The sequence below is a fragment of the Lentzea indica genome (genome assembly GCF_012184385.1).
GTDB classification, from domain to species: Bacteria; Actinomycetota; Actinomycetes; order Mycobacteriales; family Pseudonocardiaceae; genus Lentzea; species Lentzea indica.
The window spans coordinates 1-12,552 of record NZ_VSRL01000255.1 but is presented as its reverse complement, the minus strand read 5'-3'; the positions used below and the strand labels follow the sequence as shown (position 1 = coordinate 12,552).

Sequence of the window (12,552 nt, the reverse complement as noted above, 5' to 3'; positions counted from 1 at the left end):
CTGACTGCCGCGATCTGGCACAACCGCGCCACCGGCCAGCCCGTCACCCGATCCCTGATCGCATACGACCACTGATCAGTTAGGACTTACTCGTCTAGGCCTTGCAACGCAAGGGAGTGCCGAACCGCGAGCCGATCGACGGGTCGTGCCCGCAACACAGCGGCGCACGGTCTGGCTGGCCAGCCGTGCCCGCAACGTCTCACAGGTCACAACCAACCTCGAAGAAAGGAGCCAACGACTGCAGCCCTGTCGGGCCGGAGCCTTGACCCCTTCTTCCCTTGCTCTGCGACCCGCGGATCACCGTCCGCGAGCTACCAGCCGCCAGCCCCACCGCCCGCGAGCCGCTGACACAAACGGCCGTCACAGGCCCCAACCACCCTCAAACGAAAGGAGTCGACAACCCCAGCCCTACCGGGCCGGAGCCTTGACCCCTTTGCCTTTGGCCGCAGCCTTGACCGCGGTCCCCCGCAAGCTGAGGAAGGTGATCCGAGGTTCCTCGAAGTAGTCCCAAGGCCCAGCGTCAGCCAAAGCCCCCAAAGCCCGGAACTGCCCCACAGCCTCCTCGAACCGATCCAGCTGGATCAAAGCGAAGGCCGCGTACCCACGGTCATCCCGAAGCGCATGAGTGTCGGCACCCTCGTCAACAAGCCGATCCAGCAACGCGTCCAGGGAAGCCACGACCGAAGGTGCCTTCCACATGTCCGGTGAGGTGCTCTGCGCTTCGTAAGCGGCGTGCAGCGGCAAGGCCAGGAACTTCGGCGACTTGGCCGCGGCCTGCAGGGCGAACTCCAAGGCGAGTTCGTCCGACCCGTGCCACTTGCGGCACCAGTACTGCAGAGCCTGCTGGTGTCCGTTGTGGTGCAACGGGTCCCGGGCCATCAGCTCGGTCCAGATCGCGCGGAACTCGTCGTGTTCCATCTGCAGGCCGCGGGCGAGCGTGAGCATGGTGTTCCACGGCGTCGGGTCGTCCGGCAGAACCGCGGCGGCCACCTGGGCGGCCTCGCGGGCGTCGAACAGGACGCGGTGGAAGCCCTCGAACTGCTCGCGGGTGGTTTCGGAGGCGCGTGCGCTGCCGCGGATGTCCCAGGCCAGGGACACGAGCGACATCGCGTGGACCACGACCCAGTGCGGGTCGCCAGGACGTCCGGCGTGCCAGGCGGCCATCCAGGTGTCGTCCTTGGCTGCGAGGTCGGCGAGGGCCCACACCACGCGCTGGCGGCGGTCCCAGTCGCCGAACGTGGCGGCCACCATGTCGGCGGCGTTCTCCCATTTGCCGGCGCGGACGTCGTCCTTCACGGCGGCCAGGGCGAGGTCCTCGATCGGCGAGGAGGTCGTCACCTCGGCGTCGGGGACCAGGCCGTAGCGCTCGGGGTGGGTTTTGGGCAGCACGTGGGCCGCCACGACGTCCGTCGGGAGCTCGTCGATCTCCACGCCGAGGCGCTTGGCCTCGCGCATCAGGCGGATGACGGTGATGAGTTCCTTGGGCTTGAAGAGAAGTGAGAGCACCACGGGGTTTCTCCAAGAAGCTGTCAGTGCGCGGGGCGGTAGTCGGGGGCCACACCGGCCACGGCCAGCACGCCGCGCAGGCCCTCGGTGCCGCCGTTGTCGGAGACGGCGGCGGCCAGGTGGTCGGCCATGTCGAAGTCGTGAGAGGAGGTGACGAACGTGGTCCGTCCCAGCCAGTCCAGCTCCCAGTGAGCGAGGCCGGCGTCGGAGAACGCCAGCGCCACCAACGCGGACAGCTCGGGCAGCACCTCGCCCTGGCCATCTCGCGGCGGGCTCGTGCCCCGGCGTCCCGGCTGCCGGGCTCGAACGAGCCGAGGTCGGCCAAGCGGCCGGCGTCCAGTGCGTCGAGGACGGTCGTCAGTGACGGTGGCTGGTTCATCGCGGTGGCGGCCGCGTGCAACAACCTCTCGGTGCCGCGCACCACGCGGGCGCGGGCGCCGATGTGGCCGAGCGTTGCCCAGTCGACGCGCTCCTTCGAGGCGGCGTCGGACACCAGCGTGTTCAGCACGGCGGCGTCCAGCAACGGCATCGGGTCCACGAGCAGTTCGAGCGCGGGGCGGTCGCCCCAGCCGGACTCGGGTTCCAGGTCGAGGGCCTCAATGGCGGCGATGCGGTCCCGCAGCGGTGGGTGGGAGTCGTACGGGCCGCGGTCGGGGTCTGATGGGTGCTGGCGGATCTCCTCCAGCTCCTCGTGGAGCTCGGGGGAGGTACGCAGGCGGGCGAAGCCGTCGAAGAACGTCGTGGGGAGGTAGCCGAGCTCCCACGCGACGGTCAGGTGGCGGTTGGTGAAGAGGTCCCACGCGGCGTCGATCACCGGCAGTTCGCGCAGTGCGGAAGCGGCGGCGGACGAGCCGGCCGCAGAGGCCGAGAAGCGGTCGGCGGCGAACTCCTGGCGCCTGCTGATCGCCTGAGAGGCACGGAGGTACAGCTTGGCGTAGCCACGGAAGATCTTGGCGATCATGCGCTGGAACCAGTGCTCGGCGTCCATGTGGGATCCGGCGCGCAGCATCGCGTCGCGGCCGGAGACCACGACGCCGGCCAGGCGCGTGTCCTTGTTGGCGTAGTGCCCGAGCTCGTGGGCGAGCACGGCGATGAGCTGCTTCTCGGTCAAGGAGGTGAGCAGGGGAGCACCGATGAACATCCTGCGCTTCGTCACGCGCAGACCCAGGAAACGGGTGTCCTCGGCGACACCGGCGTTCACCGCGGCGAGGATCCGGATCTCGTCCGGCGGGCGGGTGCCGACGTCGGCGGCCAGGCGGCGGACGAGGTCCCAGAGCGCGGGCTGCTCCGCGGGCGTGACGAGGGTGCCGGGCACCTCGTCCTGCGTGCGGCGCTCCAGCGAGATCAGGCCCTTGACCAGCGCGAACACCACGGGCACGACGAACAGCGCCAGCTTCAGGCCGACGAGCGGCCGGTTGATCAGTGCGTAGGTCTCCAGCGCGAGCAGCCCGCCGATCAACGCGAAGGCGAGCACGTAGAAACCGACGAGCAGCGCGACCGCGATGGCAGCGCGGAACGAAACACGCATGAGTAAAGCGACCTTCCCCCAGTGCCGCGCGCAGATGGCGGCGCACGCAGTGTGCACGATGGACGATCACGACTCAATCTCGAAAAGACGGCGGACGCGAAACCGTTCGCGGGCATGTCAACCAGTCGATCGGCCAGTCCGCGTACCTCTGCGGGATGAGATCCGTGACGACAGCTCCGACCTTCAGAGGGAGGTGCGGTGACGCTCGGTGTCCCTACGGTCACCGAGGCAACACCTCATCGAACGCTGGAGGTAACCAGTGAGAGCAGGACAGCGAGGTGCCCGTCGGGGGATCACCGCGCTCGCGTTGTCAGCAGGCCTCGTCACCACGACGACGGCTGCTGTCGCGCACGCGCAGGAGCGGGCATCGGTGGAGGGTGACCAGAGCGTCACGCTGATCACCGGTGACCGCGTGGACCTGGCCGGCAACCGGGTCGTGCGGTACGTGCCGGGGCAGGGCCGGGAGAAGCTGCCCGTGAGCACGTTCACGCGGGACGGGCACCAGCACGTGGTGCCTGCGGACGCGTTGCCGTTGGTGGCCAACGGAAAGCTCGACCCGCGGCTGTTCGACGTGACGTCGCTGGCCGAGTTCGGCTACGACGACGCGCGCCGCAACACAGTGCCCGTGATCGTGCGGCCGGCGGCGGGCGCACGATCGGGCATCACCGCGCTCAACGCCAAGGAGTCCGTGGCCGATCTCGTGACGGGCTCGGTCGAGAAGTCGGGCAGCGCCTGGGAGTCGTTGCGCGGCGGTGCGGTCGAGAAGGTGTGGCTCGACGGCGTCCGCAAGGTGACGCTCGACCGCAGCACCAAGCAGATCGGCGCGCCGGAGGCGTGGCAGGCCGGCGTCACCGGCAAGGGCGTGAAGGTCGCCGTGCTCGACACGGGCGTCGACGAGAAGCACCCGGACCTGCAGGGCAGGCAGGTCTCCGAGAAGAACTTCACCGAGTCTCCTGACAACACCGACGAGGTCGGGCACGGCACGCACGTCGCTTCGACGATCGCCAGCAAGGGCGAGAAGTACCGCGGTGTCGCGCCGGACGCGGAGATCCTCGACGGCAAGGTCTGCCATCCGGGCGGTTGCACGGAGTCGGCGATCCTCGGCGGCATGCAGTGGGCGGCCGAGCAGGGCGCGCACGTCATCAACATGAGCCTGGGCGGAGGGGACACCCCGGAGATCGACCCGATCGAGGAGGCCGTCAACCGGATCTCCCGGGAGACCGGTGCGCTGTTCGTGATCGCGGCGGGCAACTCCGGACGGCCGGAGACGATCGGCTCGCCGGGTAGTGCCGAGTCCGCGCTGACCGTGGGTGCCGTGGACCGCAACGACGGCATCGCGCCGTTCTCCAGCCGTGGCCCGGCCGCGGACGGCGCGGTGAAGCCGGACGTCACCGCGCCCGGCGTCGACATCGTGGCGGCCGAGGCCGGTACGCAGGGCCACGTCGCGATGTCCGGCACGTCGATGGCGACCCCGCACGTCGCGGGTGTCGTCGCGCTGCTCAAGCAGCAGCACCCCGACTGGACCGGCACGCGGCTCAAGGCGACCGTCATGGCGTCGGCCAAGGCCAACCCGGCGCTGAAGCCGTTCGATCAGGGCACCGGCCGCGTCGACGTGCCGAAGATGCTGGCGCAGCAGGTGATCGCCGAGCCGAGCAACATCAACTTCGGCGTCCAGCAGTGGCCGCACGACGACGACCAGAAGATCGTCCGCGAGGTCACCTACCGCAACCCCGGCAAGGAGCCCGTGACGCTCGACCTGACTGCGGACATCACCGGACCGGACGGCAAGCCCTCGCCTTCCGGTCTGTTCACCGTGTCACCGGCGAAGATCACCGTTCCCGCCGGCGGCGAGGCCAAGGCCACGATCACCGCTGACACCAAGGTGAACGCGGCCGACGGCGCCTACAGCGGCGCGATCGTCGCGTCGAACGGCCTGCGCACGCTGGTCAGCGTCAACCGCGAGGTCGAGAGCTACGACGTCGGCGTCTCGGTGATCGGCTTCGACGGCAATCAGACCGAGAACCACAACACCCTGTTCATCAACACCAAGACCGGCAAGGTGCATCTGGGATCGGCCAAGAACATCCGTCTTCCCAAGGGCGAGTACATGGTGGACAGCGCCGTCATCACCCCGGACTTCAAGGTCGCGTTCCAGGTGCAGCCGAAGTTCCTGGTGTCCGGCAAGGGCTCGATCACGATCGACGCGCGCAAGACCAAGCCGGTGGCGCTCAAGACCCCTGACCCCGCGGCCAAGGGCATGATCGGCACGGTCGGGTTCACCACTCAGGTGGCGGGCAGGACCTTCGGCCACGGCTGGGCGTTCTTCGACGGCCTCGCGGGCCAGGTGTCGACCGCCCAGATCGGACCGGACGTGCCGGGCTTCCAGACGACGATCGCCGAGCAGTTCCAGGGCACGGCACGTGACGAGAAGACCCCGGTCAGCTACCGCCTGATGTACACCGAGAAGGGCATGCCGACCGGCTACGAGCGCACGGCCAAGCCGAACGAGCTCGCGGAGATGACGACCGCCTTCCGCCCTGCCGGTGAGGGCCGCAAGCACGGGATCGCCGTGATGCCGTACCCGGACGACGACAGTGGCGGCTTCGCCTGGTTCACCCCGGTCCCCGAGGGCGGTCGTGCCGTCGACCTCGTCTCGACCACGAGCGGCAGGTGGAGCTGGATCTACGACCGCGTCGGGCCGGACAACAACAACGAGTACTCGACCGAGACGCCCGTACGTTCCTTCAAGGGCGGCAAGAAGTACTCGCAGACGTTCGGCGCCGCGATCTTCGGCCCGTCCGTCCCCTCGGCGCCCGGCTTCGGGCTCGCGCGGCTCGAGGACCAGATCGCGGTCAGGGTCCCGCTCTTCACCGACAGCAACGGCGGCGAGGGCAGGGTCAACGGCGGAACCGCGCGAACCTCGTTGTTCCGCAACGGCACCAAGCTCGGTGAGTCGGACCGGCCAGGCGCGATCTTCGACGTCCCGGCGGAGGAAGGCTCGTACAGGGCGGAGATGGAGCACAGCCGGACGGCCGAGCTGTCGACGAAGGTCAGCGGCGCCTGGACGTTCAAGGCCAAGCACACGACCGACATCACGCACCTGCCGCTCACGGTGGTCCGTTTCCTGCCCAAGCTCGACGACAAGGACACCGCGCACGGCCGTGTGCAGATCGTCCCGCTGAAGGTCGAGCAGCAGCAGAACACGCCGAAGGTCAAGCGCGTCACCGTCGAGGTCTCGTTCGACGACGGCGCGACCTGGAAGCAGGTGCAGGTGGCCGGGGACAAGGCGATCGTGAAGCACCCGAACGGTGCGAAGTTCGCTTCGCTGCGCGCCAAGACCACGGACGCGGCGGGCAACACCGGTGAGGTGACGATCATTCGCGCCTACAAGATCGCGAGCTGATCGAGCCGGCTGATCGAGCCGGGTGATCCAGCCGGCAGACGGTGTCAGACCCGCTGACTAGCATCGGATTCGGGGGCCTCGCGCTCCGGCCTCACAGGGCCTGGGAACCCCCAAAATCCAGCATAGTCAGCGGGTCTGACACTTTTCACGGACGCCGGTACTGCGCAGGCGAGCCGACGGTGGCCGGGTCTTCGTAACTGCCGGCCTTCCCACGATCAACGTGGAACGTGGTCAGCGTCGTCACCGGCGAAGCGGCATCCCGCCGGTCCCCGATCACCCGCATGTGCGTGGTGAACCGCCGCGGCGTCACCTCGTACACGTCGTACCCGTACCTGTTGCCCTCGAAGTACTTCAGGTGCGGGTTGGCCGCGCCCATCACCGGTCCGTTCACCGCGTTCCACTCCGGCGAGTACGCCCCGGACGTGACCGAGTGCGCGGTGAACTCGGTTCCGATCACCGGCGACGACAGGTCGTCGAAGTCCGGCCGGATGTCGTCGACGAACGCCGAATGCCAGTCCCCGGTCAGCACGACGAGATCCTTCATCTCCGAAGCGGCGACGTGCCCGAGCACCTCACGCCGCTCAGCCAGGAACCCGTCCCACTGATCGGTGAAGTAGTAGCCGCCGCCCGGTCGCGCGAGCTGCGACAGCATGATCGAGTTGATCCACACCTGCCACGCTTCGCGCGAAGACGAAATCCCGTCCAGCAGCCACTTCTTCTGCACAGCACCCAGGATCGTGCCACCAGGAAGGTTTTGCGCGGACCGGTACTGCCGCAGATCCAGCACGGTCAGGTCCAGCAGCGAACCCCACTGCCGTCGCCGGTGGATCTGTGGCTCCAACGCGCTGCCCGAACGGATCGGCAGGTGCTCGTACCAAGCCTGGTACGCCGCGGCACGGCGCTTCACGAACGGCGCCGAGCCCTCCGAGCCGCTGTAGTCGTTGACGACCTCGTGGTCGTCCCACGTCAAGAAGAACGGATGCGCGGCATGGGCGTCGCGCAACGACGGATCACCCTTGTAGAGCGCGTGGCGGCGACGGTAGTCCGCAAGGGACAGCACGGCGGGGCCCTCGTGATCACGGACGTGCGCGCCGCCGACCTGGCCGTGCTCGTAGATGTAGTCGCCCAGGTGCACGACGAAATCCAGGTTCTCGCGCGCAATCCCGCGATGGGCCGCGTAGAAGCCGTCGTGGAACGCCTGGCAGTTCGCCGTGGCGAACCGCACGCGAGAAACAGGGCCGACAGGTGCCGTGCGCGTACGGCCAACGCGGCTGCGCTTACCGAGCGCACGGAACTGGTAGTAGTAGGTGCGACCGGGAAGCAGACCGTGAACGGGCACGTGAACGCTGTGCCCCAACAGGTTCGATGCGGCGACCGTCCCGCACGCCACACGCCGCCGCATGCCGGAGTCGGTCGAAACAACCCACTCGACCTCGACGATCTCGGGCAGCGGCTGCTCGAACGCGAGGGGTTCCGGAGCGAGCCGGGTCCACAGGATCACGCTGTCCGGCAACGGATCCCCGGATCCGACGCCCAGGGTGAACGGTGCCGGGTCGTAGGACGCACCCAGGTCGAGCGCGGCGGCCAAAGCCTCGGCGGGCGACAGCCCTGCGGACAAAGGCCACACGGTGCCGAGAGCACCGGCGGCGGCAGCGGCGCGCAGCAGATCACGGCGGTTCAGCATCAGCGGCTCCCGACCGTGAACGAGATGTTGTCCGCGTAGCCGTCGTTCGAGGTGCCGCCACCGGACCGGGTCAGCTGCAGCGTCACCACGGCGGTCCGGCTGCCGGGTGGGACCGTGCCGCGCGCGGACCGTTCGTGCAGACCGGTGCGGCCAGAGCGTTCCTCCGCGGTCACCGGCCCGAGCACGACCAGGCCGCGCGGTGTCCCGCCGGAGTCGAGGAACTCGACGGACAGCCGGGCACCGTCCTGCTGCGAGGCGTAGCCGCCGAGCCACGCGGAGACCTCGAACTGAGACGCCCGGCGCGGCAACGTCAGGTTCTGTCGCAGTGTGCTCAGTGGCGTGTCGCCGCCGCCGAAGAACGAGGCACCGCGCTGTGCCGGACCGGGATCACCGGGCCCCGGATACCCCTGGCCCGCGTCGTACCGCAGCACGACGGGGGCGCCGCGACGGTGAGCCAGCCGGTCAGGCCCTGCTCGGCGTCGCCGTTGACGATGAGATCGGTCATGCGACTCATCCGAGCAAGCGGGGCTTTCGCGGGCGGATCAGACGGCCGAACCAGGCGTGAACGGAAGGCCACAAGGGCCGTGAGGGTGCCTCACGAGGGCCTCACCACTGCCCCAGGAGGATGATGGTGACAGAACCGACCGTATGAGAAGGCCGACTGGGTAGTCGCCGGGGCGCGCGGATCGTATCCTGGGGGGTGACGTCCCCAGGGTGGGTCGTCCGCCGGGTTCGGCGGAAACCGAAAACACCCGGCGCCCGCGACCGCTGTGCCGGAGGAGGAACGATGCCACTCTCCGAGCACGAGCAGCGACTGCTCGATCAGATCGAGCGCGCGCTCTACGCCGAAGACCCGAAGTTCGCATCCACCGTACGAGGCGCCAAGTTGCGGCGGCCGTCCAAGCGACGCCGCGTGCAGGGCATCGTGTTGTTCGTGGTCGGTGTGGCGGCGCTCATCACCGGAGTGATGCTTCCGCAGCTCGCGATCGCCAGCATTCCCGTGGTGAGCGTCTTCGGCTTCCTGCTCATGTTCTTCGGTGTGCTCATCACCCTGACGACACTGCGTCGCGGTGACCAGGTGGCCGAAGGGGCTCAGGAAGACGGCAAGCCGACGCGCAGCCGCAGCTCGTTCTCCGAACGGATGGAAGAGCGCTTCCGTCGTCGCTTCGACGAAGAGCAATAAGCCGACTGAGCCTCAAAGCGATGGGCCCGCCCCCGACAGGGAGCGGGCCCGTTGCTTTGTCCGAACTTCCTAGACCGGGACGGCTTCCCGCTCCGGCGTCTCGGCCACGGGCGCGGGTGTCGGCTTCAGCACCGACTTCGGGAAGAGCCGCGCCCGCAACGACAGCGGGGCGTTCTGTCGCAACGACTGTCGCACCGCCGCCAGTGCCCCCGGCAACGCAGGGTCGGCGATGGGGTTGGCGCTGTACCAGGACCGCTCGATCGCCCCGATGACCACCCGCAGGCCGTCCTTGCCGGCGTCGTCCAGGTTGTGCTCGCGCGCCAGCCGGCGAGCAGCGGTCCGGATCGTCTCTGCCGCGGGCACGGGCGCGCCGCGGTCGATCGACTCCGCCATGAGCTCGCTCCAAGCCGCGGAGGACGCCCTGGCGAGCGTGGCCACGGTGTGCAGGCGGTTGTGCCGACGGACCGCTCGCACGAGCACGGGCGTCAGGACGAGCCCTGCGATCACCAGCACCACCGCGAGCCACCACGAGAGCAACGCGGCCGCCAGGCCGACGCCGATGAGCCACAGCCCGGCCGCGGCCGGTATGAGCAGCTTGCGCGCCCACGCCACGCCCACCAGGCCCGCGCTGATCACGCCGAGCAGCCCGAGCACCAGGAACAGCGTCAGCAGGAACGCCAGCACCAGCACCACGCCCAGCGCCCACAGGTGCCACGGCTGCGGCCCCACGGGACCTGCCTCCTGCAGGGCCTGACCATCGTCCTGACCGTCGGGCGAGGCGGAGGGCTGGGCCGACCCGGTCGCGGACGGCGCCACCGACTCGGTCTGCGTGTCGGCGGTCGGCTGCTCTTCGGCACCCGGCGCGGTGTCGCGCAGGTACGGCGGCACGACTCCGCGGCCGTCGGAGATCGGGGTCGGGTCGAAGGTCATCCAGCCGTGGTTCGGGAAGAAGATCTCGACCCACGCGTGCGCGTCGTCGGTGCTGATCACGCGGTGGGAGTTGTCCGCGGACGCCACGCCGGCGGTGAAACCGATCGCGACACGGGACGGCAGACCCACCACACGGGCCATCACGGCCATCGCGGAGGCGAACTGCTCGCAGTAGCCGACCTTGCCGCGCGTCACGAAGTCGGTCAGCGCGTCCTTGGTGACGTCGCCCTGCGTCTTGAGGTCGTACTTGAAGTCGCTGGTGGGGCTGTTGAAGAACTCGGACAGCTTGGCGGCCTTGTCGAAGTCGTTGGTGGCGCCCTCCACGATCTTGTTCGAGAGGTCGATCACCTCCTGCTCGACGCCGTCGAACTTGTAGTACTCGCCGTCCACCAGGTTCTTCTGGCCGGACGCCAGACGCAGCGCCTGCTTCGTCGGCGTCGACAGCACCGTGTCGATCTCGTAGGGCTCCGGCTCGCGCTCCCGCTGCGTGAAGATCACGCCCTTCTTCGTGTCGAAGCGGTAGTCGTCGTCCGGGGTGTCGATGCGGCGCACGGCGCCGTAGGTCGGCAGCCAGAAGCTCTTCCAGTCGCGCGGCTCGACGTTGATCCGCGTCGTCTTGCCCTCACCTCGGTCGCCCGGCTGCAGCGGCAGCTCGCCGCGCGCGGGCTGGCCGCCGGGGTCGCTGCCGCGTTCCCAGCCCTTGTTCGGCACGTACCTGGCGAGCGTGGACGCCCGCATGTACGTCTGTTCCGGCAGGCCGCGCACGTAGAACACCTCGGCGGTGCGGCCGCGGTTGAGCATGCCGCGCAACGACGTCATCTCGCTCAGCCCGATGCCGCCCTTGCCGCCGCCACCGGAGCCGCTGCCCGGCAGCCTGCCGACGGTGCCGACGATCGTGAAGCCCGCGCCGACGATCAACGCGATCACCATCGCGATGCTCGCCACGTGGTCGCGGAACCACCCGACCCGCTCGCCGAGCCGGACCCGAGCCTGCCGCGCCACGCCTCGTGCCGGTGCTGGCCGTCGACCGCGAGCAGCATCGCGAAGGCCGCCGCACCCAGGATGAACGTCCAGAACGGCAGCATCTCGTCGGCCAGCGACGCGGGCACCGCGAACACGCACAGCAGCACCAGCCCGGACGCCGCCGGAGCCGCCGCCGCCACGGCCAGCGTGTCCACCAGCACCGCCACCAGGCCGATCGCCAGCACCACGAGCGCCTGGATCGCCGGCGTCGCGTGCACCGGCGGCACCCCGGTCTGCACCTGCGCGACGGACTCCGCGAGCACGTCGCCGAGGTCGCCCAACGCGTCGGGACCGGGGATGAACAGGAAGATGCCCGACCGCGTGTGCAACGCCGTGAGCAGGCACAACAGCACGAAGACCTGGGCGATCGCGACCAGCGGCGGGGTCAGCCGGGTCGCGCGCAGGAACGCGCCGGTCACGGTGATCGCGACGATCACCACGCCGATGCGCACCAGCCACAGGTCGCCCTCGATCACGCCGGAGAGCGCGGTCGACGCGCACAGCACGGCCAGCGCGGCGATCCACGGCGTCGCCGACGTGAACCACTCTGGCTCGGTGCCCTTCGCAGGAGCGGAACGGGACCCCATCTCAGCCCACCTCCGAGCGAACCGACGGTCCCCGGTTGCCTGCCGAGGCGCACAACTCTTGCCACACCTGTTGCATCGAGGCCGACGGCCGCGCGATCGCCACGCCCCAGCCCGCGCCGCTCAGCAACCGCCGCGCGTCCTCGGGATCCGGTGCCGAAGAGTCCGTGCCACCGGCCCACGCGTTCACGTCCAGCAGCACGGCCAGGCTGCGCATGCCGCGCGGCCGGTACCGGATCAGCTCCTCGATCGACGCGGGCGACACGCCGCCCAGCACCGCGATGACCTCCTGGCCCGCGCCGGGGTCGATCCCTGCGCTGAGCTCACGCCGGTGCGAAGCCTGCAGCGCCGCCAGCGAGTCCAGCACGACGTGGTCGCTGTGCCCGCCGTCCGACGATCCACCCGCGAGCACCCGCCCGTCCTCGGAGACCAGGCGCACCTGGTGGCCGAAGTGGTGCAGGTGCAGGCAGATCGAGGCCACGAACGAGATCGCCCACTCCAGCGAGGCCGTCGGCCCGCTGCCGCGGTGCGCGTGCACCCGGTGGTCGAGCAGCACGGTCGTGCCACCGCGCCACGGACGTTCCTCGACGCGCACCATCAGCTCGTCGCGCCGTGCAGTGGACCGCCAGTGGACCTTGCGCAGGTCGTCACCGTGCCGGTACGGCCGCACGACCGCGTCGTCCTCGCCCTGGCCCGCCCGCAGCCGCACCG

Annotated in this window: 10 protein-coding genes and 1 pseudogene; 3 read left to right on the top strand and 8 right to left on the bottom strand. The window is 69.5% G+C overall.

Going from position 1 to position 12,552, the window contains the following annotated elements:
- Window positions 1–408: 408 nt before the first annotated feature.
- Together FXN61_RS53540 and FXN61_RS53535 are read right to left on the bottom strand one after the other, a co-directional pair.
- A complete protein-coding gene (locus FXN61_RS53540; RefSeq protein ID WP_246292719.1) occupies window positions 409–1,509 on the bottom strand; it encodes a DUF4034 domain-containing protein in 1,101 nt (366 codons plus the stop codon).
- A gap of 20 nt (window positions 1,510–1,529) precedes the next feature.
- Complete coding sequence (locus tag FXN61_RS53535; RefSeq protein ID WP_246292717.1) at window positions 1,530–1,754, bottom strand: hypothetical protein; 225 nt, start codon at window positions 1,752–1,754, stop codon at window positions 1,530–1,532.
- Window positions 1,755–1,900: 146 nt separating this feature from the next.
- On the opposite strand from FXN61_RS53535, the gene FXN61_RS53530 reads away from it, so the two are divergent.
- Entirely contained in the window at window positions 1,901–2,167 is a 267-nt protein-coding gene (locus FXN61_RS53530; RefSeq protein ID WP_246292715.1) for a hypothetical protein, read from the top strand.
- Here FXN61_RS53530 and FXN61_RS56725 read toward each other — a convergent pair.
- Window positions 2,159–3,034 (bottom strand): annotated as a pseudogene (locus FXN61_RS56725) (M48 family metallopeptidase); the annotation flags it as partial. The gene FXN61_RS53530 and the pseudogene FXN61_RS56725 sit on opposite strands and share 9 nt — an antisense overlap.
- A gap of 259 nt (window positions 3,035–3,293) precedes the next feature.
- Here FXN61_RS56725 and FXN61_RS40180 point away from each other — a divergent pair.
- A complete protein-coding gene (locus FXN61_RS40180; RefSeq protein WP_167979123.1) occupies window positions 3,294–6,437 on the top strand; it encodes a S8 family peptidase in 3,144 nt (1,047 codons plus the stop codon).
- Window positions 6,438–6,582: 145 nt separating this feature from the next.
- Here FXN61_RS40180 and FXN61_RS40175 read toward each other — a convergent pair whose 3' ends face one another.
- Window positions 6,583–8,121, bottom strand: a complete 1,539-nt coding sequence (locus FXN61_RS40175) for an alkaline phosphatase D family protein (RefSeq protein ID WP_246292711.1) — start codon at window positions 8,119–8,121, stop codon at window positions 6,583–6,585.
- Complete coding sequence (locus FXN61_RS40170) at window positions 8,121–8,552, bottom strand: phosphoesterase (RefSeq protein WP_167979121.1); 432 nt, start codon at window positions 8,550–8,552, stop codon at window positions 8,121–8,123. The genes FXN61_RS40175 and FXN61_RS40170 overlap by 1 nt, the downstream gene beginning before the upstream one ends.
- 356 nt (window positions 8,553–8,908) lie before the next feature.
- Here FXN61_RS40170 and FXN61_RS40165 point away from each other — a divergent pair, with 356 nt between their 5' ends.
- Window positions 8,909–9,304, top strand: a complete 396-nt coding sequence (locus tag FXN61_RS40165; protein WP_030471828.1) for an SCO2097 family morphological protein — start codon at window positions 8,909–8,911, stop codon at window positions 9,302–9,304.
- Window positions 9,305–9,373: 69 nt separating this feature from the next.
- Here the strand turns inward: FXN61_RS40165 and FXN61_RS53520 are convergent, their stop codons facing one another.
- The 3 genes from FXN61_RS53520 to FXN61_RS40155 form a co-directional block, all read right to left on the bottom strand.
- A complete protein-coding gene (locus FXN61_RS53520; protein WP_312878364.1) occupies window positions 9,374–11,236 on the bottom strand; it encodes a transglutaminase-like domain-containing protein in 1,863 nt (620 codons plus the stop codon).
- Window positions 11,158–11,844, bottom strand: a complete 687-nt coding sequence (locus FXN61_RS53515; protein WP_246292709.1) for a TgpA N-terminal domain-containing protein — start codon at window positions 11,842–11,844, stop codon at window positions 11,158–11,160. The genes FXN61_RS53520 and FXN61_RS53515 overlap by 79 nt, the downstream gene beginning before the upstream one ends.
- Before the next feature lies 1 nt (window position 11,845).
- The coding region (locus FXN61_RS40155) for a DUF58 domain-containing protein (protein ID WP_167979122.1) at window positions 11,846–12,552 on the bottom strand (707 nt) is incomplete at its 5' end.